We start from the raw sequence: 20,951 nt of genomic DNA, 5'->3' as shown, positions 1-20,951 counted from the left end.
ATGCGTTAGCCGCCGATAAAAGAGAGATTCTGCGTGATGCCGGTGTTGCCCTGATGCAGAAAATGCGTCTGCTTTTTGGTTTTCAGGCTGGCGGCAATGCGCGCCTGCAACTCTGCCTGCTGATCGTCGCTTTGCAGCAGATCGCGCAGCGACACGCCACCATCGCCAAACAGACAGAGGTGCAGCTTGCCGACGGCCGACACGCGCAGGCGGTTACAGCTGGCGCAGAAATTTTTCTCGTAGGGCATGATCAGGCCGATTTCACCGGCATAGTCCGGATGGCAGAACACCTGCGCCGGGCCGTCGCTGCGCCCGCGTAGCTGGCGAACCCAGCCCTGCTGGAGCAGCTGGTCGCGGATCACCTCGCCTGATACGTGGTGATTACGGAACAGATCGCCGCCTTCGCCGGTTTCCATCAGCTCAATAAAGCGTAGCTGGATTGGCCGGTCGCGGATCCAGTCAAGGAAGGTTTGCAGGCTGTGATGGTTAACGTCGCGCATCAGCACGGTGTTGACTTTGACCTTGCTGAAGCCTGCGTCAAAGGCCGCGTCAATACCCGCCATGACCTGATGGAATTTGTCCTGACCGGTGATAGCGTGAAACTGACGGGCATCAAGGCTGTCGATGCTGACGTTCAGCGCCGTCAGCCCCGCTTCACGCCAGGACGCCACGTCACGCGCCAGCCGGTAGCCGTTAGTGGTGACCGCCAGCTGACGAATAGCGCTGTTTTCGCGCACCGCAGCGATAATGTCGGTAAAATCGCGACGCAGCGAAGGTTCACCGCCCGTCAGGCGCACCTTTTCCGTGCCCGCCGCCGCAAAGGCACGGGTGACGCGCCGGATTTCATCCAGCGAGAGGAAGCTTTTGTTGGTGATGCCCTGCGGCTTGTAGCCATCCGGCAGGCAATAGGTACAGCGGAAATTACAAACGTCCGTGATCGACAGGCGCAGATAGTAAAAGCTGCGGTCGAAATTATCAGTAAATTGTGACACCAGAACACCTTTCCAAATATCGGGAGATGCAGGCATTTCTTTCTGCACCCTGGCAACGTAAAGTTGCGGCCAAAGCACCCTATCCGAAGACTTAGGCGCCAGGGCTAAGTGTGACTTACCGGTATGGTAAGCCATGGTAGTAAAAGTCTACTGCTAACGAAGCGCGGTTGCCAGTAAGGAATTTCGCTATGTATTTTGATATATAACGTTTTTTTACCGCCGTTTTACGGCACCTTAGCGTAAAATAAGGCAAAAACCACTGACAGGCTGGCTGCACTGTTAACATATTGAAGGAATTTTATGCGTAACCGTACTCTGGCCGATCTCGATCGCGTCGTGGCGCTTGGCGGCGGGCATGGCCTGGGCCGTGTTTTATCCGCGCTGTCGTCGCTCGGCTCACGCCTGACCGGCATTGTCACGACCACCGATAACGGCGGCTCCACGGGACGTATTCGTCATGCGGAAGGCGGCATCGCCTGGGGTGATATGCGCAACTGCCTGAACCAGCTGATTACCGAACCCAGCGTGGCCTCCGCCATGTTCGAGTATCGCTTCGGTGGCCAGGGCGAGCTGGCCGGACATAACCTGGGTAATCTGATGCTGAAAGCGCTGGATCACCTGAGCGTGCGGCCGATCGAGGCGATCAATCTGATCCGCAGTTTGCTGAAGGTGGATGCTTTTCTGATCCCCATGTCCGAACAGCCGGTCGACCTGATAGCCCTTGACGATCGGGGTCAGCAGGTTTACGGCGAAACGGCGATCGACAAGCTTGCCATGCCGCCGCGCGAGCTGCTGCTTTCGGCCAGAGCCAACGCGACCAAAGAAGCGGTTGAGGCAATCCACGAGGCCGACCTGATCCTGATTGGGCCAGGCAGTTTCTATACCAGCCTGATGCCGGTGCTGCTGCTGCCGGATATGGCGCAGGCGCTCAGACGCACGCCCGCGCCGATGGTGTTTATCGGTAATCTGGGCAAAGAGCTTAGCCCGGCGGCGGCACAGCTGACGCTGGCGGATAAGCTGACCGTCATGGAAAAATATATCGGCAGGAAGGTGATTGATGCCGTCGTGGTCGGCCCGCATGTGGATACTACGGGCGTCAGCGAACGCCTGATCGTGCAGGAGCCGCTGGAGGCGGCGGATATCAAATACCGCCACGACCGCCAGCTGCTGCACAGCGCGCTGGAGCACGCGATCCAGCGACTGGGCTAGCGCGCCGAAACCCTTGCTCCCAGGACGAGACGGCGACGGCCTGGTGCCGCGTCTCAGGAAGCGGCAATAAACAGCTCGCGTACCTGATGCAGCTGATCGCGTACGTTGGCGGCCTCTTCGAACTCCAGGTTTTTGGCGTGCTCCTGCATTTTCGTTTCCAGCTCGCGGATACGCTTCTGCAACCCTTTTGGCGATAAATCGACCACCGCCGCATCGTCCTCCACCACATCGCGAGGCGATTTAAGGCGTTTCGGTTTATTTTTGTTGATGCCCTGGCCCAGCTCCAGAATGTCGGCGATCTTCTTGTTGAGCGCCTGCGGCACAATGCCTTTTTCCTTGTTGTAGATCTCCTGCTTCTCGCGGCGACGTTCAGTTTCGCCAATCGCCCTTTCCATCGACGGCGTAATTTTATCGCCGTAGAGAATAGCCTTGCCGTTAACGTTACGCGCGGCGCGACCGATAGTCTGGATCAGCGAGCGTTCGGAACGCAGGAAGCCCTCTTTGTCGGCATCCAGGATCGCCACCAGCGAAACTTCCGGCATATCCAGACCCTCACGCAGCAGGTTGATGCCGACCAGCACGTCAAACTTGCCGAGGCGGAGGTCGCGAATGATCTCCACACGCTCTACGGTGTCGATATCCGAGTGCAGATAGCGCACCCGCTCGCCGTGTTCGGTGAGGTACTCGGTCAGGTCTTCCGCCATACGCTTGGTCAGCACCGTCACCAGCACACGCTCGTCAATCGCCACGCGCTTGCGGATTTCCGACAGCAGATCGTCAACCTGAGTAGCGACCGGACGCACTTCGATCAGCGGATCCAACAGGCCGGTCGGACGCACCACCTGATCCACCACTTCGCCGCCCGATTTTTCCAGCTCGTACTTGCCTGGCGTAGCGGAAACGTAGATGGTCTGCGGCGCCAGCGCCTCGAACTCTTCAAACTTCATCGGACGGTTATCCAGCGCCGACGGTAGGCGGAAGCCGTACTCCACCAGCGTTTCTTTACGCGCCCGGTCGCCGCGATACATGCCGCCGATCTGCGGGATGGTGACGTGCGATTCGTCAATCACCAACAGGCCATCCGCCGGCAGATAGTCAAACAGCGTCGGCGGCGCCTCGCCAGGCCCACGGCCGGAAAGGTAGCGCGAGTAGTTCTCAATGCCCGAGCAGTAGCCCAGCTCGTTCATCATTTCTAAATCGAACTGCGTGCGCTGGGAAATACGCTGTTCTTCCAGCAGCTTATTGTTCGCCAGCAGCGTTTTACGGCGATCGGCCAGCTCGACTTTAATGTCTTCCATCGCCTGTATGATGCGCTCGCGCGGCGTCACGTAGTGCGTCTTTGGATAGATGGTATAGCGCGGGATCACCGAGGTGATCTGGCCCGTCAGCGGGTCGAAAATCGACAGCCGTTCGACCTCTTCGTCAAACAGCTCGACGCGCAGCGCATAGTCGTCCGATTCCGCCGGGAAGATATCGATCACTTCGCCGCGTACGCGGAAAGTCCCGCGCTGAAAAGCCTGGTCGTTGCGGCTGTATTGCAGCTCCGCCAGACGCCGCAGAATGGCGCGCTGATCGATAACCATGCCGCGCGTCAAATGCAGCATCATTTTCAGATAGGAATCCGGATCGCCCAGGCCGTAAATCGCCGACACCGACGCCACCACGATGACATCCCGACGCTCCAGCAGCGCTTTGGTCGCCGACAGACGCATCTGTTCAATATGCTCGTTAACGGAGGCGTCCTTTTCGATAAAGGTATCCGAACTGGGCACGTAGGCTTCCGGCTGATAGTAGTCGTAGTAGGAGACGAAATACTCCACGGCGTTTTCCGGAAAGAATTCCTTCATCTCCCCGTAAAGTTGCGCCGCTAAGGTTTTATTCGGCGCCAGCACCATCGTAGGCCGATTGAGATCGGCGATGACGTTGGCAACGGTAAACGTTTTGCCCGACCCCGTTACGCCGAGCAGCGTCTGATGCGCCAGTCCATCCTGCAGCCCTTCTTCAAGGCGGCGAATGGCTTCAGGCTGATCGCCGGAAGGTTGAAAGGCGGAATTAAGTTTAAAGACTTTGCTCATTGCATGGCTACCTGATGATGAAAAGCGCGGACAGGGTGGTAATTTTACTCTGCTATGACGATTTTGCCAGCAAAAAATACTGGATATATCTCCAGTTATCGATTAGAACAAAGGGAAGGCAGCGCGCGTGTGGGCCAACAGCGTTGAACGGATGCTTAAGCGGCAAGAAAGTGAAGGGGTTATCCCCAGCCGGACTGAAACTTTAACATTTGTCAAGACATCCTGACAAAATGGCGCGGGCAAAATATGCTGCGATCCTTCCCCGCTTGATTTTCACTAACGCCTTGAAATTTAACGCAATGTTATTTCAGCCGAGTTTAGCACCAACTCAAGCTTAAGCCGCGCCGGCTCTCGCCTTTTACAGGTTTTCAGTCATTCATACACATGGTTATCCACAGGAATGGTGGATAACTGATTTCAACGCCCAACCCGTCTGCTGTGTATAAAACGCAGCGTCCTGTGAGCGCGTACGCAAAAAAAATTTTTTCCTTAAATTTTTTACCTGTCCTGCGCGGTCTTGTCCGACCTGAAGCATACTTCTGCCTTCAGGGCTATCCCCATTAAGGCTTTTTTTTCAGCGGGTCGGGCGGCCGATCTGCCTTACAGGCAGGCGCCTGCACCATAAATGTTGGGTTTAGGGCACCATCAAAGTGCAGTCGGAAATTTCCGTGGGCAATTGTTAACCTTTTCTGACCAATTACCCGCCCTGCTTTCCTGATTTGCCGGTCGTTTTTTTCTGCATTTTAAAACCTGGCCTGCGAATTGCAGTTCCTGTTGACCGCCTCACGCTTTCAACATACCAGAGCGAGAAGCCCAAGCCATGGACGCTGCGTCCATGGTCAATCCTTCGTCACGCTACGAAGGCGCGCTCGAAAACTGTCTGGAGGAGAGTGTCAGATGCTGAGCTTACATGCGATAAATCAGTTTTACGGGCAGGATCATATTTTATGGGATGTGGATCTGGAACTGCCGCCGGGCACCTGTACGGGCGTGCTGGGAAGGCCGGGAATGGGGAAAACCACGCTGGTCAACTGCATTATGGGCCACCTGCCGATTAACAGCGGCACCATTATGTGGCAGGAAGGCAATCTGCCGCCGCAAAATCTGCTGCAGCAGCCGGTAGAAAAACGCGCGGCGCTCGGCATCGGCTATGTGCCTCAGGGGCGGCATATTTTCTCGCAGCTCAGCGTCGAGGATAACTTGCAGATAGCGCTGCTGGCGGGCGCAGGACAACAGCGCCATCCGGCCATTCCGCCGATGGTTTTCGATCTTTTTCCCGCGCTTTATTCGCTTCGTCACCGGCGCAGCGGCGAACTGCCGCTCGATCAGCAGCAGCAGCTGGCGCTGGCCAGAGCGCTGGTGCTCCAGCCGAAGCTGCTGATCCTGGACGAGCCGACGGAGGGCATGTCGCCCTGGCTGGAAGAGGAGATGGGGAATTTGATCCATCGATTGAATCACGATTTCGGCTTGACCATTCTGCTGCTTGAGCAGCGGATCTCTTTTATCCGTAAAGTGGCGGACTATTTCCTGCTGCTGCATCGTGGGCGCAACGTGGCCCACGGCAGCGTGGCGCAGCTGGATGAGAGAATAGTCAACACCTGGCTTACCGTTTAGTCATGCCCTCCGGCGCGCTGCCAGAGGGCATCGCCTTATTCCGGCAGGCGCACGTAGTGACCAAGCCGGTCAAAATCGGCGCTGTCGGTGAGATAAGGGATTTCACCCAGCAGCGGCGCGGGCAGCCGCTGTTGCAGCGTCGCCATGTATTCCGCATGACGCCTGCCCGGCGGCTGCACCGTATTGGCTATCCAGCCAGCCAGACGCAGACCGCTGGCCGTGACGGCCTGCGCCGTCAGCATGGCGTGATTGATGCAGCCCAGCTTGACGCCGACCACCAGCACCACGGGCAGCTGTTCCAGCGTCACCCACTCCGCGAAGGTCGTCGTGGCTGAAAGCGGCGTAAACCAGCCGCCCGCGCCTTCGGTCAGCACCCACTCCGCCTGCTCGCGCAATGCCGCCAGGCCAGCCGAAAGCTGAGTAAACTCAATGGGCCTGCCTTCTTCCGCGCTGACGATATGCGGAGACGTCGGCTCCAGAAAGGCCAGCGGATTGATCTGCTCATAAGGCAGCGTCAGCACGCTGTTGCGCTGTAAAGCCAGCGCGTCGCTGTTGCGGATACCTTCCGCCGTCATTTCACAGCCGGAAGCAACGGGCTTATAGCCTACGCTGCGCAATCCGGCGGCGCGGGCAGCCTGCAACAGCGCGGTACTGGCGACCGTTTTCCCTACTTCCGTATCCGTTCCGGTAATAAACCAGCTACTCACAATCAATCACTCCATACAGCAGATGATAGCTGAGCAGGAAACCGCGCTCGTCGCGCGGCCAGCTCTGCGCCAGCTGACTCAGATGATGACGGCTCAGCAGGCCATCACGGCGGCCCTGATGCAGATGCGTGGCGCCGATCCCCTTCAGTGAACGCAGCGCGCCGAGCACGTCCGGGAAAGCCAGCGTCTGCGTCTGCGCCTCCAGCCGAAGCCCGAGCGAGCTTCCTGCGTCCGCTATTTGCGCCTCGCTCAGAAAACGGTTAACGGGCGCGGGCAGATCCAGCGCCTGCCAGGCCTGGTTAAGCTCGTTCAGCGAGCCGGCGGCCAGCGTTGAAAACAGCACCTGGCCGCCAGGCCGGATCACGCGGCGCATTTCGGCCAGCGCCAGCCGTAAGTCGCTGCACCACTGCACGGCAAGATTGCTCCAGCACACGTCGAAAGCGGCATCGGTAAAAGGCAGCGCTTCGATATCGCCCAGCTGATAGGCATCGGCCGTGTCGCCAAGCCGCGCCTCGTTCAGCATGGCCGGAGAAAGATCCAGCGCGGTGACCTTGTTGCCCGCACTGCGCCAGCGCTTGCTGAACCAGCCCGGCCCGCAGCCCGCATCCAGCACCTGCTTTTGCTCACGGCCGCGCGCCAGCGAAAAGAGTGCTTCGCCGCTCAGCCGCTGCAGCTCCGCGTGCCGGTTGTAGCTCTGCGCCGCCCGGCCGAAGGCTCTGGCGATCGCCGCTTTATTGACCGTTTGCGTCATGCAGCGCCTCCAGCAGTCGTTGAATATCTTCTTCCTGATGCGCCGCGCTCAGCGTGATGCGCAGCCTCGCCGTTCCCGGCGGCACGGTGGGCGGGCGGATAGCCGTTACCCAGCATCCCCTTTCCCGCAGCCGTTCCGCCAGCCGCAGCGCCGCCTGCTCTTCACCTACCAGCAGCGGCTGAATGGCCGTTGAAGAAGGCAGGATCGCCAGCCCGCCAGCCGCCGCGCCTTCGCGAAACAGGCGGATATTCTTTTGCAGCCGCGCGCGCAGGTCGTCGCCCTGCTGTACGGCGCGTAAAGCCGTCTGGAGCGCGAAAGCCTGCGCGGGCGGCATCGCCGTGCTGTAGATCAGATGACGCGCGAACTGCAACAGGTAGTCCGCCGTCTCTTCGCTACAGAGCACTGCCGCGCCGCTCAGCCCAAATGCCTTGCCGAAAGTCACGATCAGCAGCTCCGGACGCACGTTCTGCTGCCAGCAGCTGCCGCGCCCCTGCTCGCCCGTTACGCCGATGCCGTGCGCATCATCCACCAGCAGCCAGCCGTTGTGCAGAGCGGTAAGCTGATGCAGCTCTTGCAGCGGCGCGCTGTCGCCATCCATGCTGAAAACGCCTTCCGTCACCACCAGCGTTTCGCCGCCGTCGGCAGGGCTGAAGAGTTTCGCCAGCGCTTCCGGCTGATTGTGCGCAAAGCGGCGCAGCGTAGCCGGACTGAGCGAGGCCGCTTCCAGTAGCGAAGCGTGCGCCAGGCGATCGGCGAAGATGCGATCGTTTTTCTGCAGCATTGCGGCAATGATTGCCTGATTCGCCGCAAAGCCTGAAATAAACAGCAGCGTGCGCGGATAGCCCAGCCAGTCGGCCAGCTGCTGCTCAAACGCCTGATGAGGCGCGCCATAGCCGGTAACGTGACCCGATCCGCCTGCGCCGACGCCGTAGCGTTCGGCCCCCTGCTGCCAGGCGGCGATAACGTTCCGATCCCGGCTCAGCCCCAGATAGTCATTAGCGGAGAAGTTCAGGTAGCGACGGTCGTTCACGCACAGGGTGCGCACGTCGTCGTGCTGGCTGACGCGGCGCTGGCGAAACTGCTGCTTCTCCCGGCGCTCCGCAAGCGCCAGGCTGATGCGTTGTTGCCAGCCCATTTACACGGCCGCGTTATAGAACTGGTCGGTATCGGCATTCAGCAGCTGACCCGCCAGCGCCTGCTGCTGCTCGTTGTCGCCCGCTTCCGTGGTGGTGTGCGCCGGATTCAGGCCCAGCTTGCGGAACAGGATCAGATCCTTGTCCTCTTCCGGGTTCGGCGTGGTCAGCAGCTTGCAGCCGTAGAAAATCGAGTTAGCGCCAGCCATAAAGCACATCGCCTGCGTCTGCTCGCTCATCTGCTCGCGGCCGGCGGAAAGACGCACGTGGGAGGTCGGCATCATAATGCGCGCCACGGCGATGGTGCGGATAAAATCGAAAGGATCGACATCGTCGTTGTCGGCCAGCGGCGTGCCTTTGACCTTGACCAGCATGTTGATCGGCACGCTTTCCGGCGGCACCGGCAGGTTAGCCAGCTGCACCAGCAGACCGGCCCGATCGTTAACGGTTTCGCCCAGGCCGACGATGCCGCCGGAGCAGACTTTAATGCCCGCGTCGCGTACCTTGCCCAGGGTGTCCAGGCGCTCCTGATAGCTGCGGGTGGTGATAATGCTGCCGTAGAATTCCGGCGAGGTATCCAGGTTATGGTTGTAGAAATCCAGCCCGGCGTGCGCCAGCCGCTGCGCCTGCTCATCGCTCAGCGTGCCCAGCGTCATACAGGTTTCCAGCCCCATTGCTTTAACGCCTTTGACCATCTGCTCCAGATAAGGCATATCGCGTTCGTGCGGGTTTTTCCACGCCGCGCCCATGCAGAAGCGGTCAGATCCTGCGGCTTTGGCTTTGCGGGCAGAGGTCAGCACCTCTTCCACTTCCATCAGGCGCTCCGCTTCCAGGCCGGTTTTGTAGCGGGCGCTCTGCGGACAATATTTACAGTCTTCCGGACAGGCGCCGGTTTTGATCGACAGCAGCGTGCTGACCTGCACCTGACGCGGATCGAAATGTTGACGATGCACCTGCTGCGCTTCAAACATCAGCTCCAGAAAAGGCTTGTCGAAAAGGGCCTGGGCCTGGGCGACTGTCCAGCGATTTGCCATTGCTTGCTCCAAAAGAAAAGATCTCATGTTCATTTTACGGTTATACTTGTAAACTAAATTTTTTAATTTTGGTTTACAAGTATTTTATGACCCCTCTCGACCTCGCTTTTGACCGCGACCATATCTGGCATCCCTACACGTCAATGAGCAAACCGCTGCCGGTGTATCCGGTGGTCGCGGCCTCTGGCACCTCGCTGCAGCTGGCTGACGGCCGCGAGCTGGTGGACGGCATGTCTTCCTGGTGGGCAGCTATCCACGGCTATAACCATCCGCGCCTGAACCAGGCGATGCACGCGCAGATCGAGCAGATGTCGCACGTGATGTTTGGCGGGATCACCCATCCTGCGGCCGTGGCGCTCTGTCGTCGTCTGGTAGAGATGACGCCGCAGGGGCTGGAGTGCGTTTTTCTGGCGGATTCGGGCTCGGTAGCCGTTGAGGTTGCCATGAAAATGGCGCTGCAATATTGTCAGGCGCGCGGCGAAAGGCGTCAGCGCTTTCTGACGCTGCGCAACGGCTATCACGGCGATACCTTTGCCGCGATGTCGGTATGCGATCCGCAGAACTCCATGCATTCGCTCTATCAGGGCTATCTGCCGAACCACCTGTTCGCCGCCGCGCCGGGCTGCGGGTTCGACGATGAGTGGCAGGAAAGCGATATCGCCGATTTTGCCCGTCTGATTGGCGAACAGGCGCACGAACTGGCCGCGGTGATCCTGGAACCCATCGTGCAGGGCGCGGGCGGAATGCGCTTCTATCATCCGCGCTATCTGCAAGGCGTGCGCGAGCTGTGCGATCGCCACAACGTGCTGCTGATAGCCGATGAAATCGCAACAGGCTTTGGCCGTACCGGCAAGCTTTTCGCCTGCGATCACGCCGGGATATCGCCTGATATTCTGTGCGTTGGCAAAGCGCTGACCGGCGGCACCATGACGCTTTCCGCCACGCTGACCACGCGCGAGGTTGCCAATACCATCAGCAACGGCGAGGCGGGCTGTTTTATGCACGGCCCGACGTTTATGGGCAATCCGCTGGCCTGCGCGGTGGCCAGCGAAAGCCTGGCGATGCTGCAGGAAAATCGCTGGCAGCGGCAGGTAAGCGCGATTGAAGCGCAGCTGAAAGCCGCGCTGCTGCCGCTAAAAGCGCAGCCGGAAGTGGCGGATGCCAGGGTACTGGGTGCGATTGGCGTTATCGAAACTCGTCGACCGGTGAATATGGCGGCGCTGCAGCGCTTTTTCGTTGAGCGCGGCGTCTGGATCCGTCCTTTCGGCAGGCTTATCTATTTAATGCCGCCTTACGTTATCGAGCCGGAAGCGCTGCAAAAGCTGACGACAGCGATAGCGGCGGCGGTTGCCTGCCCCACGCTGTTTTTATCCTGACGACGGCGATCAGTCATAGTCAAAATAAATAGTCGCGGTGGCAACGACCGACCCTGGACTGAGATTAGCCGGATCGAACACCTTATAGGCAGCGTTCAGGTTAATGGCGCTGGCATGAATGTCGGCGCCTTTGGTAATCGACAGCAGCGAAGTGGCTTCACCTGCCGCCGTCCCGCCTGACAGAGAAACGGCCTTACCGGCGCTGTCGTTCAAGACGATGCCGACGCCCTGCGAGCTGGAGCGGCTGTTACGCATAATCTGCTGGCTGTTCTCCACCAGGTCGGCGCTATAGAGCCAGGCATTAACCGAACGCGTAGCGCCACCCGCCAGGGTTGCAGAGCAGCTGATCGGCAGCGTAAAAGAGGTACTGTCGGTGGCAATGCCGTTACGCAGCATATTCAACGACACCCTGGGTAGCGTCACCTGCTGATCCGGCATTTCACAGGTGGTTTCCGCCGGGTTAAAGGTCACCGTCAGGGACTGATAGCCCAGGTAATCATTGTTCCAGTTGCCCGAAGCCGCCACTTCAGCCGCCTGATCCACCGTAGGCGTGGAGCCAATAAAGTTGGCGTTATGCATCACCATGGTCACGATCTCCGCGCTCCCGGCGTCGGTCACCTTGTAAAATTTGCTGTCGGTTACGCCCGGATCGCTGTCCAGTAAGGTGGCGGTAAGCTGATAGCTAAAATCTGAGCCTTGCAGCGTTCTGTCGCCGTTTTCATAATCTATCTTTTCGATAAATCCACTGGTCTGAAGTTTTATCCAGCGTGCCGTGCCCGCTGCGTTAACAAACTTCACCCAAAAGCCATTTTGTATCGGGCTGACAAAGTGCACCGCGTTGCTATTGAAAATAAGATAGCATGTTACCGGCACTGACCAGGTTGCCGTTCGGGTTTCGCTGTGGCTATCCTGCGCGGTCAGCAAACCTGAAAGGTTCAGGCTGTCGTTGGCCTTTACCGTCGAACCGCTTATAAGGGTACAGCCCGCCTGCACGCCTGCGGAAACAGCGCACAGCCCGAGCAGTAACGCTATCCAGTATTTTTTCATGATGACTCCCTGAAAACGAATGCGGCGCCTTTTCGGCTTAGCGCACGCAAAAAGAGGTCTGCGCCGCGTTGGCTAAATGGATCCGGCACGTTTTACTTTCCTGCCCTTCCGTCAGCTGCACGTGCAGCCATTCGGGAAGCTGCTTCGCTTTGAGATAAATCAGGCTGCCCTGCGCTACGTAGCCCAGCGAGTTGCCTTCTGCATCGGTGACGCCGGCCCCAAAAGGCAAAGGCTGCCCGTTATCAAACAGCGCTTTGAAGGTAAACACGGCACGCGTGTCGGTTTTATATTGCACATAGTTAATGCTGCCTGCCCAGGGCGTCACGCGTCCGATATTGCCCAGCAGTTCGCCCTCGCTTTCACCGCGAGGGTTATCCAACAGATAAGTGTTCATACGGTAAGGCGTGACGGAAGGCACCAGAACCCGGCCTGCGCGGTTGGTTCTCATATTGGGATTGCCGTTGACCGTGGCCTGAGCAATACCCGGCGCGTCCAGGATCACAAAAGTATTGCCCGTGTTGCCTGAAGCCAACACGCCATCGCGCCAGAGTACGGCGCTGCCGCTGGCGCCTATGCCAAGCTGGCGGAAATCGCTCGCCTCGCTGTACTGACCCGTTAACTTTGCATAAGGCGTGCGCCAGGCGCTGTAGGCCCCAAACTTTGCGCTGTGTCCGGTACGGTCATGGCTGAAGTTAAGGCTGTAGTCCAGGCTTTCCAGCGAGCTGTTGACCCCGGCTTCCATACCGCTATATTTACCGTCCTGCGACGAGGTACGCAGCGTGACGCTGTGGCGGTTGCCGGACAGAGAGAGCGGAATAGTAACAGCCAGGTCGATCCGCTGCTCATCGTAGCTTTTGCTGCTGTAACGCCGCTCTTCTTCGCTGCCGTCATATTCATAGTGATTGCGACGAAAGGCCAGGCTCCACGTCGCTTTTTTGTACAGGTTGCTGTAGGTCAGGCTGTATTGCTTTAGCATGCGATCGCTGTTCCAGTACTGACGCCACAAGCCGTCAATCGCAATCCGTCCCCAGCCCGGCGGCAGGGTCTGATCGAGGTTAACGCTGAAGCTCTGTTTGCTTCGCAGGTATTGCTTACCGTTCTCCTCACGCGCTAGCGCATTGGTTTGTACCGTGTCATACAGGGAAAGATAGCGCGCCGTGTTGTAATAGTAAGACGCCAACGTCAGGTTGGTTTTGGTCATAAAGAAGCGGCTGTAAGCTAATTTCCAGCGCTCTCCCTGCATCGATTCCCCACTGTTCAGATGCGCGCGGGCCATGTCCACATTGGTTGAAAACGACCCGACCCGTGGCAAACTGAACGCGCCGCCCAGCAGAAAAGAAGCATAATCCTGGCTTAGTGTGGCGCCGCTATAGAGCGTCAGATAGTTATTAATGCCGTGTGAGCCATTGCCCTGAACAAAGACCGGGTGTAAATCCACGTCATGCAGCTGAACGTTACCCGCCGTTAACAGCCACTCTGACGAGCCGCTTCTCAACATATCGGAAACGGTAGAGTAAGGGACGGTAAAACGCTCGGTGATGCCGCCAGCGTTGGCAACTTCTACCGTGAGATCGCTGCGCGATCCGCCAGGCATAAGATCGTCAATAACAAAAGGTCCCGGCGGCACGTTTGTTTGATAAATGGCGCTGCCGTTTTGATAAACGCTGACTACGGCGTTCGCCGTGGCGTTACCGCGAATAACCGGCATATAGGTACGATAAGAATCGGGATACATGCGCTGGTCTTGTTTTAAGGTGACGCCGCGAAAACGTACGTTATCGAACCAGGGCGAATTGGTATAGCTGTCCCCTATCCTGAATAACGAATTAATAGCTGGCAGCGCGCGTTCGACATAGCGGGATTGCGTATTCCATTCTCCCTGGCGACTACGCGTACGTTGAAACTGGCTGTTATCGACCAACTGCCAGTGGGCTAAATTAATGCCGCTGCTGAGCGAAAGGAAAACGTTATCCGCATTGCCATCGTTGTTATGCTGTTGGAGGTTATTATAGCTGAGGCTGTAATTGGTAAAAGCGCCATTAATCCCTGCATCCCACAGTTCCGGCGCGATCCAGCGGCGATCTTTTTTATCTATCCTGGCCTGAGGAATAGTCAGATTCAGGCGCAGCATTCCTCTGTTAAGCGTGGCCTGTCCGCCGTAAAGTATTTCGGCTACCGGTACCCACTCTTTTTTAGTTATCGCTTTTTTATCAATATATTTAATTGGCAGAGCTTTAAGCGTTGCGCCTGACAGCCAGAAAGCTTCCCCTGAATCCACTTTCACCGGAAAATTACCGCTCCAGCTGCCGTTAATATAAATATCCAGATCGTAAACTCCGGATAAAATGGTCTGTCCCTGATTATTCCAGTCAGCCTGAGAAGAATCCCCTACCATCAAACTGGTATTGAATGTTTCAGCCGCGTTGACTACAGAGCAGTTCAGAATAATACAGGTGAGATAAAATAGCTTTCCATAGCCTGTTGGGGCAAGCAAATTTACTGTCGCCTTCATTATTTGCTCCTGAATAATTCCTTTTATTTTACTAAATCAATTGTAACAGGGACTCTGCTGCCATAGTCGTCAATATAAGTCAGCTGATACTTGCCGCCTGAAGCGGATACTTTTCCTGCATCAAGAGGCTGACAGGTAAAAGGCGGTACCGAAACGGTTTTACTAATCAGATTATCCTGTTTTTTTCCTTGCTGAACGCGCGTGCTTTTTCCGTCCCATCTCATCAGCTGTATGGCAGTCAGATAAAAAGGCGATGCATTATTGATGCAGACATTCTGGTTTTTCCTTTTCAGGCTCAGGTACCGACCAATATTTTCAGGCGAGATCTTTAGTCCTGTCGGACGCCAAAAAATTTTTATCCGGCTGCGTATAGCGACCTGCATATAGTTAGCCGCCGCATCCAGCTTTTTCGGTACAGGAGGAATATCCAGCACGTTCAGCCAGTACAGAGACTCGCGATCTTTGGCCAGGGTTCTGACCTGATCGTTGTGATTAATCCTTAAAACCTGGCCATCGTTACCCTGAATTTTTACCACCGGGGGAACCACCATAAAGGGCGTTGAGATATTTTCAGGCTTTTCGTTTTGTCTGCCGTCATCTATCCATGCCTGCACCAGATGCTGTTCTTTACTTTTATTGATTAGCTGCACTGAAACACTTTTAGCGTCGGCAGGAAAGATCACGCGGGTTGAATTAATAATAACATTGGCGCTGGCGGCACAGCTGAAGACATAACAGACGATAATAAGCAAAAACTTTTTCACAAACACTCCTGAAATGCCGTCCGGAAGAGACAGGAAAGCCGACGCTCTCCTGTCCGGGTGCAAGGTAGATTATTCGTAGCTGAACGTATAAGTTGCGGTAGTCACTACTGAACCAGTAGAAACGTTGCTGCCGCCGTAGTTGTAATAATGCGCGTAAAGATTAATGTCGCCTGCCGCAGCCGTATCGTAATTCCCACTGGCAGCGGATTGGCTTGTAGCCAGTCCTGTTGCCAGAGCCTCGTTCATTTTTACCAGATCGCTACCGTTTTTAGTGATGGCGATACCGACACCTTCGGCTGAACCCGATTCGTTTTTCAGGTAATTCATATCATCCGAAACATTGGCGCCGGTGAAGACAATATTCAACGACTGTGCAGCCGTGCTGGCGTCATCAAAACCGCTACAGCCCGAAACGGTAATCGTAAAAGGCGTGGCGCTGCTGCCGATCACGCCTGGCGTGGTGCCCATGTCTTCTTTAGTGACAGGCGACACGTTAACGGTAAAGTCCGACCCGCTATTCGTGGTGACATTACAGGTTGTGTCGCTGACCGCGCCGTTAAAGGTAATAGTGCCCCCGGCGACAGAGGTGCCGGTTGCTGCATATACGCTGCCAGTAAAAAGGGTACCCGCCATAGCGGTAGCTAATAATAATTTTTTAAATTCTTCCATAAATTCCCTCTACTTCACATGTTTATGTGGCTGACTTTTTAGATATAAATTCATCAAGAACATTCCAGCTCAGGAATATAGCATTCCTTAAGAAGGCCCCGAGCCTTATTATCGCCCTATTTCTAATTTCTTGTAAATAGTTTTTAGGACAAATCTAATTAAACAGTCCCATCAAAAAGCTTAGCTATTGTTTAGATAAATAGTAAATTATGTTAAGGGTAACGATAAAAATAAATATAAATACATTAATTAACTAACAATACTCTTAAGTTAAACTAAGTTTTGTCAGAAGATTCATAATTTATACCTAAAATTCTGAATTTCTCGCCCGGACAATAATTAAAACATTGTTAATAAAACGCACATCTTCATCAGGAAATACGCAATAACTAACCTATTTATATCCCAATACAAGCTCTATTTTTGCGTTAATTATATGAACGCTTTTACATTGATTGCGCGATAAAGTTTTTAAAAATTGTTAATAATGATTGCGTCACCACCCAGTTTTTAACCCACAGGCAAGCAGAAAAAGATTAAAAAGCCTCACTAAATTTCAGTGGCGCTGTTTTACCTGTTTTACGGCCCAGAGCAAAGCGAGCACGAGACATATGCACTACGCTTTTTACGGGTTGTATTTTGTAAAGGAGAAAAACCATGCCGCAAGACAAACAGACAAATCGCCGTATCGTGCTCGCCTCGCGCCCGCATGGCGCACCGACTGAAGCTAACTTTCGTCTGGAGTCACAGCACGTACCAACGCCAGGGAAAGGCCAGATTCTACTTCGGACGATCTGGCTCTCGCTGGATCCTTATATGCGTGGCCGGATGAGCGACGCGCCTTCCTATGTGCCGCCGATCGCCGTTAACGACGTCATGGGCGCGGGCACCGTCGCCATCGTTGAACAATCAAATCATGAAGATTACCAGCCTGGCGACTGGGTAGTCAGCCAGAGCGGCTGGCAGGATTTTGCCCTGTCGGACGGCAAAGATCTGTTTAAGCTCAGCGGCCCCGTGCTGAAACACCCTTCGTGGGCGCTCGGCATGCTGGGGATGACCGGTTTTACCGCCTATATGGGCCTGTTGGATATTGGTAATCCGCAGCCGGGCGAAACCGTGGTCGTGGCGGCGGCAACCGGCGCGGTCGGCTCTATGGTAGGCCAGATAGCGAAGCTGAAAGGCTGTTACGTGGTGGGTATTGCCGGTGGCGAAGAAAAATGCCGCTACGCCGAAGATGTGCTGGGCTTTGACCGCTGCCTCAACCATCGGTCAGGCGACTTGTCAGAATCGCTTAAACGCTACTGCCGCGACGGTATCGACGTCTATTTTGAAAGCGTCGGCGGCCCGGTATTTGACGCCGTCCTGCCGCTGATGAATACCAAAGGCCGTATCCCGGTCTGCGGCCTGATCGCCGACTACAACAGCAAGGATGCGCCGGAAGGGCCAAATCGCCTGCCGCTTTTCCAGAGCGCCATCCTGCGTAAACGCCTGCACGTTCAGGGCTTTATTATCAATCAGGATTACGGTCATCGCTTTAACGAATTTTTCCAGCAAATGAGTCAGTGGGTCGCGGAGGATCGTTTTGTTTTCCGCGAAGACATAGTAGAGGGTCTGGACAACGCGCCGGAAACCTTTATCGGCATGCTCGAAGGTAAAAACTTCGGTAAAGTGCTGATTAAAGTGGCTGGCGACACGCCAACAGGAGCCTGAAATGAAAATTTTAATGGTGCTGACTTCGCATGACCGACTTGGCGAAACCGGCAAAAAAACCGGTTTCTGGCTGGAGGAGTTCGCAGCGCCTTATTACATTTTCCGCGATGCGGGCATCAACGTGGTGCTGGCGTCGCCCGCTGGCGGACACCCGCCGCTGGATCCCAAAAGCGACGAGCCGGATGCGCAAACCGCCGATACCGAACGCTTCCGTAAAGATATTGCCGCTCAGCAGGCGCTGGCCAATACCCAGCAGCTGGGCAACATCGACAGCAGCAAATTCGACGCGGTGTTTTATGCCGGCGGCCACGGCCCGCTCTGGGATCTGGCGGAGGATCGGCAGAGCATTGAACTGATTGAGAGTTTTTACGCTAACGGCAAACCGGTCGGCGCGGTCTGCCACGCGCCGGGCGTGCTGAAGCGGGCGAAAAAGCCGGACGGTTCGCCGCTGGTGGCCGGAAAACGCGTGACGGGCTTCAGCAACAGTGAAGAAAGCGCCGTCGGGCTGACGAATGTGGTACCTTTCCTGGTTGAGGATGCGCTGAGAGGGCTGGGCGGCAACTATGAAAAAACCCATGACTGGGGCAGTTTCGCCATTACGGACGGTCACCTGGTGACCGGCCAGAATCCCGCATCCTCCGTCGCCGCAGCCGAGGAGCTGCTGAAACTGCTTCATCAATAATGCCAGGAGGGGAAATGAAACTCTTTAGTCAGGATTTTAACGACGGCGACAAGCTACCGGCGCGCCAGGTTTTTAACGGGATGGGCTACGAAGGCGATAACCTGTCGCCGCATCTGACCTGGGATGACGTGCCCGCCGGCACCAAAAGTTTTGTCGTCACCTGTTTTGATCCCGATGCGCCAACCGGCTCCGGCTGGTGGCACTGGGGCGTGGCCAACCTGCCTGCCGACACGCGCGTGCTGCCGCAGGGCGCAGGCTCCGGCGTGGCCGAACTGCCTTCCGGTGCGGTGCAAACCCGCACGGATTTCGGCAAAGCGGGCTATGGCGGCGCGGCGCCGCCAAAAGGCGAAAGCCATCGCTACATTTTCACCGTCTATGCGCTGGACGTGGAAAAGCTGGAGGTGGACGAACAGGCGAGCGGCGCGATGCTGGGCTTTAACGTGCATTTCCATCAGCTGGCGAGCGCTTCGCTTACCGCTATCTACAGCTGATAAAAAACAGGCGGCCTTATCGCCGCCTGTCCTTTAAATTTCCGTGATGGTCACCCACATCGGCCCCTGCCCTACCGCATAACGTCCCAACGGCGTCAGCAGCCCTCTCTCTTCCGCAATGCTATAGACTGCAATATGGTGCGACTTCTGTCCCGCCGCAATCAGGTAGCGGCCGCTGGCGTCAATGTTAAAGCCGCGCGGCTGCGTTTCCGTTGGCTGATGGCCCTCAATCGTCAACAGTCCGCCGTCCTCGCTGACGCTGAACGTGGTCAGTACGCTGGCGGTACGGTCGCAGGCGTAAAGGTGACGGCCGTTCGGGGTCAGGCGAATATCCGCCGCCCAGCGCGTGTCGCTGAAGCCTGCGGGCATCATATCCAGGCTCTGCACGCGTTCGACTTCGCCATGCGCGTTATTCAGCTGCCAGACGTCGACCGTACTGTCCAGTTCGTTTACGCAGTAGGCGTACTGCTGGTTCGGATGAAACACCATATGGCGCGGGCCAGCGCCCTCAACCGTATTGACCTGAGGCTGCGCGTGCGGCAGCAGCTGACCGTCTTCCTGTAAATCAAACAGACAGATGCGATCCTGTTTTAGCGCCGGGACAAACAGCGTTTCGTTTTTAAGATCGATGTTAGCCGAGTGGCAGCCATCCAGCCCTTTAATCACCTGCAACGGTTCGCCCGGCAGGCCTTGCGCATCGATCGGCGTGACGCTGACGCAGGCATCGTTATAGGAACCGGTAAAAATAAAGCGTCCCTGACGATCGGTAGAAATATGGGTCGGGCTGCCCGGCAGCGGCGCTTCTGCCGCTTTGGTCAGCTTGCCTTCGCTGTCGATATGAAAAGCGATAACGCGGAAATCAGGACGGATACCGACATACAGAAAAGCTTTATTCGGGCTGACCACCATTGGCTGAACCTGGCCTGGCAGATCGACCACCTGCAGCAGCGTCAGCGCGCCCTGCGGGTCAAGCTGCCAGGCATGGATCTGCCCGCTTTCCGGGCTGGCGGTATAAACGACTTGTTTCATAAATGCTCCTTTTTCAGGTCAATCGGGTCTGCTTCAGCGTAGCGCGTTTTCGCAGGCCACGCAGGCGGATTTGTGCCGGACGATTTTGTCAGCGCCGCCACAGGGTGTAGACTCAAAAATTCGTTTTCAAACCACATTCGGAACGATTTATGAGTTATCGCGTTATTGCTTTAGATCTGGACGGTACGCTGCTGACGCCGCGTAAGACCATTCTTCCTGAATCGCTGGAAGCGCTGCAAAAGGCCCGGCAGGCTGGCGTAAAAATTGTGATAGTGACCGGCCGCCATCACGTCGCTATCCACCCTTTTTATCAGGCGCTGGCGCTCGACACACCTGCAATCTGCTGTAATGGCACCTATTTGTATGATTATCAAGCAAAAAAGGTGATATCTGCCGATCCGCTGCCGCAGGATCAGGCGCTGCGGGTGATTGAGATGCTGGACGAGGCCGCCATTCATGGCCTGCTGTATGTTGATAACGCGATGCTTTACCAGGCCGAAACCGGCCATGTAACCCGCACCATTAACTGGGGGCTGTCGCTGCCGGAACATCAGCGTCCGGTGTTTATTAAGGTGCCGAGCCTGAGCAAGGCGGCAGAAGAAGCGGAATCGATCTGGAAATTTGCCATATCCCATCCCGATACCCGCGCGCTGCAACAGTTTGCCGACAGCGTGGAGCAGGAAATGGGCCTGGCCTGCGAATGGTCCTGGCACGATCAGGTCGATATTGCCAAAGCGGGCAACAGCAAAGGCAAACGGCTGGCGGAGTGGGTTGAATCTGAAGGCTATCGGATGAGCGATGTGCTGGCCTTTGGCGATAACTATAATGACCTGAGCATGCTGGAAAACGTCGGGCTGGGCGTGGCGATGGGCAACGCTGACGACGCCATCAAGGCGCGCGCGCGTCGGGTAATCGGCACCAACCTGGAACCGGGTATCGCACAGACTATTTATCAGGAAGTGCTGTAGCGGCCTTGCCGATGGCAGGCGATCGGCAGCAGTCTGGCGCTGGGTATCGCACAGACTATTTATCAGGAAGTGCTGTAGCGGCTTTGCCGGTGGCAGGCGATCGGCAGCAGTCTGGAACCGGGTATCGCACAGACTATTTATCAGGAAGTGCTGTAGCGGCCTTGCCGATGGCAGGCGATCGGCAGCAG

Annotated in this window: 18 protein-coding genes and 1 riboswitch; of the genes, 7 read left to right on the top strand and 11 right to left on the bottom strand. The window is 56.4% G+C overall.

The genetic code is table 11. The features are described from left to right. Positions 1 to 5: 5 nt before the first annotated feature. Positions 6 to 995, bottom strand: coding sequence for a GTP 3',8-cyclase MoaA (gene moaA / locus AB3U87_RS13195; protein ID WP_301729924.1), 990 nt, complete (start codon positions 993 to 995; stop codon positions 6 to 8). Next, positions 982 to 1,115, bottom strand: a riboswitch (molybdenum cofactor riboswitch). (Overlaps the previous gene by 14 nt.) A 177-nt stretch (positions 1,116 to 1,292) precedes the next feature. Here moaA and AB3U87_RS13190 point away from each other — a divergent pair. Continuing rightward, positions 1,293 to 2,201, top strand: coding sequence for a gluconeogenesis factor YvcK family protein (locus AB3U87_RS13190; RefSeq protein WP_301251295.1), 909 nt, complete (start codon positions 1,293 to 1,295; stop codon positions 2,199 to 2,201). A 53-nt stretch (positions 2,202 to 2,254) separates the two neighbouring features. On the opposite strand, the gene uvrB is transcribed toward AB3U87_RS13190, so the two are convergent. Next, on the bottom strand, positions 2,255 to 4,276 hold the full coding sequence (gene uvrB, locus AB3U87_RS13185) for an excinuclease ABC subunit UvrB (RefSeq protein ID WP_301251296.1): 2,022 nt from the start codon (positions 4,274 to 4,276) through the stop codon (positions 2,255 to 2,257). Between the two features lie 897 nt (positions 4,277 to 5,173). Between uvrB and AB3U87_RS13180 the strand changes: the two genes are divergently transcribed. After that, positions 5,174 to 5,890, top strand: a complete 717-nt coding sequence (locus AB3U87_RS13180) for an ABC transporter ATP-binding protein (protein ID WP_301729818.1) — start codon at positions 5,174 to 5,176, stop codon at positions 5,888 to 5,890. 35 nt (positions 5,891 to 5,925) lie between these two features. On the opposite strand, the gene bioD is transcribed toward AB3U87_RS13180, so the two are convergent. From bioD to bioB, 4 genes are read right to left on the bottom strand one after another with little or no spacing between them, the layout of a single operon-like run. Continuing rightward, on the bottom strand, positions 5,926 to 6,597 hold the full coding sequence (gene bioD / locus AB3U87_RS13175; RefSeq protein ID WP_253454836.1) for a dethiobiotin synthase: 672 nt from the start codon (positions 6,595 to 6,597) through the stop codon (positions 5,926 to 5,928). Next, the gene (gene bioC / locus AB3U87_RS13170; RefSeq protein ID WP_301729819.1) at positions 6,590 to 7,348 is read right to left on the bottom strand and encodes a malonyl-ACP O-methyltransferase BioC; all 759 of its coding nucleotides are present in this window, start codon (positions 7,346 to 7,348) and stop codon (positions 6,590 to 6,592) included. Before bioC ends, bioD begins: the two co-directional genes overlap by 8 nt. Continuing rightward, positions 7,329 to 8,483 (bottom strand): 8-amino-7-oxononanoate synthase, encoded by a 1,155-nt coding sequence (bioF, locus tag AB3U87_RS13165; protein WP_301729820.1) that lies wholly within the window; start codon positions 8,481 to 8,483, stop codon positions 7,329 to 7,331. The genes bioC and bioF overlap by 20 nt, the downstream gene beginning before the upstream one ends. Next, the gene (gene bioB / locus AB3U87_RS13160; RefSeq protein ID WP_253454839.1) at positions 8,484 to 9,515 is read right to left on the bottom strand and encodes a biotin synthase BioB; all 1,032 of its coding nucleotides are present in this window, start codon (positions 9,513 to 9,515) and stop codon (positions 8,484 to 8,486) included. A gap of 86 nt (positions 9,516 to 9,601) precedes the next feature. On the opposite strand from bioB, the gene bioA reads away from it, so the two are divergent. Beyond that, positions 9,602 to 10,891: an adenosylmethionine--8-amino-7-oxononanoate transaminase gene (gene bioA, locus AB3U87_RS13155; protein WP_253454840.1), complete on the top strand. Its 1,290-nt coding sequence runs from the start codon at positions 9,602 to 9,604 to the stop codon at positions 10,889 to 10,891. 9 nt (positions 10,892 to 10,900) lie between these two features. On the opposite strand, the gene AB3U87_RS13150 is transcribed toward bioA, so the two are convergent. The 4 genes from AB3U87_RS13150 to AB3U87_RS13135 all read right to left on the bottom strand — a co-directional run bounded on the left by AB3U87_RS13150 (position 10,901) and on the right by AB3U87_RS13135 (position 15,883). Further along, positions 10,901 to 11,938 (bottom strand): fimbrial protein, encoded by a 1,038-nt coding sequence (locus AB3U87_RS13150; RefSeq protein ID WP_394149323.1) that lies wholly within the window; start codon positions 11,936 to 11,938, stop codon positions 10,901 to 10,903. Positions 11,939 to 11,975: 37 nt separating this feature from the next. Beyond that, positions 11,976 to 14,450, bottom strand: coding sequence for a fimbria/pilus outer membrane usher protein (locus AB3U87_RS13145; protein ID WP_394149321.1), 2,475 nt, complete (start codon positions 14,448 to 14,450; stop codon positions 11,976 to 11,978). A gap of 23 nt (positions 14,451 to 14,473) precedes the next feature. After that, on the bottom strand, positions 14,474 to 15,214 hold the full coding sequence (locus AB3U87_RS13140; protein WP_253454843.1) for a fimbrial biogenesis chaperone: 741 nt from the start codon (positions 15,212 to 15,214) through the stop codon (positions 14,474 to 14,476). A gap of 69 nt (positions 15,215 to 15,283) precedes the next feature. Beyond that, positions 15,284 to 15,883: a fimbrial protein gene (locus tag AB3U87_RS13135; protein WP_253454844.1), complete on the bottom strand. Its 600-nt coding sequence runs from the start codon at positions 15,881 to 15,883 to the stop codon at positions 15,284 to 15,286. A 657-nt stretch (positions 15,884 to 16,540) separates the two neighbouring features. On the opposite strand from AB3U87_RS13135, the gene AB3U87_RS13130 reads away from it, so the two are divergent. From AB3U87_RS13130 to AB3U87_RS13120, 3 genes are read left to right on the top strand one after another with little or no spacing between them, the layout of a single operon-like run. Continuing rightward, complete coding sequence (locus AB3U87_RS13130; protein ID WP_253454845.1) at positions 16,541 to 17,593, top strand: NADP-dependent oxidoreductase; 1,053 nt, start codon at positions 16,541 to 16,543, stop codon at positions 17,591 to 17,593. Between the two features lies 1 nt (position 17,594). Next, complete coding sequence (locus AB3U87_RS13125; protein ID WP_394149318.1) at positions 17,595 to 18,275, top strand: type 1 glutamine amidotransferase domain-containing protein; 681 nt, start codon at positions 17,595 to 17,597, stop codon at positions 18,273 to 18,275. Positions 18,276 to 18,289: 14 nt separating this feature from the next. Next, complete coding sequence (locus AB3U87_RS13120; protein WP_125288857.1) at positions 18,290 to 18,766, top strand: kinase inhibitor; 477 nt, start codon at positions 18,290 to 18,292, stop codon at positions 18,764 to 18,766. 33 nt (positions 18,767 to 18,799) lie between these two features. On the opposite strand, the gene pgl is transcribed toward AB3U87_RS13120, so the two are convergent. After that, positions 18,800 to 19,795, bottom strand: a complete 996-nt coding sequence (gene pgl, locus AB3U87_RS13115) for a 6-phosphogluconolactonase (RefSeq protein WP_301251304.1) — start codon at positions 19,793 to 19,795, stop codon at positions 18,800 to 18,802. A 149-nt stretch (positions 19,796 to 19,944) separates the two neighbouring features. Here pgl and AB3U87_RS13110 point away from each other — a divergent pair, with 149 nt between their 5' ends. After that, positions 19,945 to 20,763, top strand: coding sequence for a pyridoxal phosphatase (locus AB3U87_RS13110; protein WP_394149316.1), 819 nt, complete (start codon positions 19,945 to 19,947; stop codon positions 20,761 to 20,763). Positions 20,764 to 20,951: the final 188 nt, after the last annotated feature.

It is taken from the genome of Erwinia plantamica (assembly GCF_043420595.1).
Taxonomy (GTDB): domain Bacteria; phylum Pseudomonadota; class Gammaproteobacteria; order Enterobacterales; family Enterobacteriaceae; genus Erwinia; species Erwinia aeris.
The sequence above is the reverse complement of the archived record's forward strand: the minus strand, read 5'-3'. Positions and strand labels throughout refer to the sequence as shown.

Bases quoted from the DNA above. Each gene is read 5' to 3' on its own strand.
- AB3U87_RS13190 (WP_301251295.1), top strand. From the start codon at position 1,293: ATGCGTAACCGTACTCTGGCCGATCTCGATCGCGTCGTGGCGCTTGGC.
- uvrB (WP_301251296.1), bottom strand. From the start codon at position 4,276: ATGAGCAAAGTCTTTAAACTTAATTCCGCCTTTCAACCTTCCGGCGAT.
- AB3U87_RS13180 (WP_301729818.1), top strand. From the start codon at position 5,174: ATGCTGAGCTTACATGCGATAAATCAGTTTTACGGGCAGGATCATATT.
- bioC (WP_301729819.1), bottom strand. From the start codon at position 7,348: ATGACGCAAACGGTCAATAAAGCGGCGATCGCCAGAGCCTTCGGCCGG.
- bioF (WP_301729820.1), bottom strand. From the start codon at position 8,483: ATGGGCTGGCAACAACGCATCAGCCTGGCGCTTGCGGAGCGCCGGGAG.
- bioB (WP_253454839.1), bottom strand. From the start codon at position 9,515: ATGGCAAATCGCTGGACAGTCGCCCAGGCCCAGGCCCTTTTCGACAAG.
- bioA (WP_253454840.1), top strand. From the start codon at position 9,602: ATGACCCCTCTCGACCTCGCTTTTGACCGCGACCATATCTGGCATCCC.
- AB3U87_RS13150 (WP_394149323.1), bottom strand. From the start codon at position 11,938: ATGAAAAAATACTGGATAGCGTTACTGCTCGGGCTGTGCGCTGTTTCC.
- AB3U87_RS13145 (WP_394149321.1), bottom strand. From the start codon at position 14,450: ATGAAGGCGACAGTAAATTTGCTTGCCCCAACAGGCTATGGAAAGCTA.
- AB3U87_RS13135 (WP_253454844.1), bottom strand. From the start codon at position 15,883: ATGGAAGAATTTAAAAAATTATTATTAGCTACCGCTATGGCGGGTACC.
- AB3U87_RS13130 (WP_253454845.1), top strand. From the start codon at position 16,541: ATGCCGCAAGACAAACAGACAAATCGCCGTATCGTGCTCGCCTCGCGC.
- AB3U87_RS13125 (WP_394149318.1), top strand. From the start codon at position 17,595: ATGAAAATTTTAATGGTGCTGACTTCGCATGACCGACTTGGCGAAACC.
- AB3U87_RS13120 (WP_125288857.1), top strand. From the start codon at position 18,290: ATGAAACTCTTTAGTCAGGATTTTAACGACGGCGACAAGCTACCGGCG.
- pgl (WP_301251304.1), bottom strand. From the start codon at position 19,795: ATGAAACAAGTCGTTTATACCGCCAGCCCGGAAAGCGGGCAGATCCAT.
- AB3U87_RS13110 (WP_394149316.1), top strand. From the start codon at position 19,945: ATGAGTTATCGCGTTATTGCTTTAGATCTGGACGGTACGCTGCTGACG.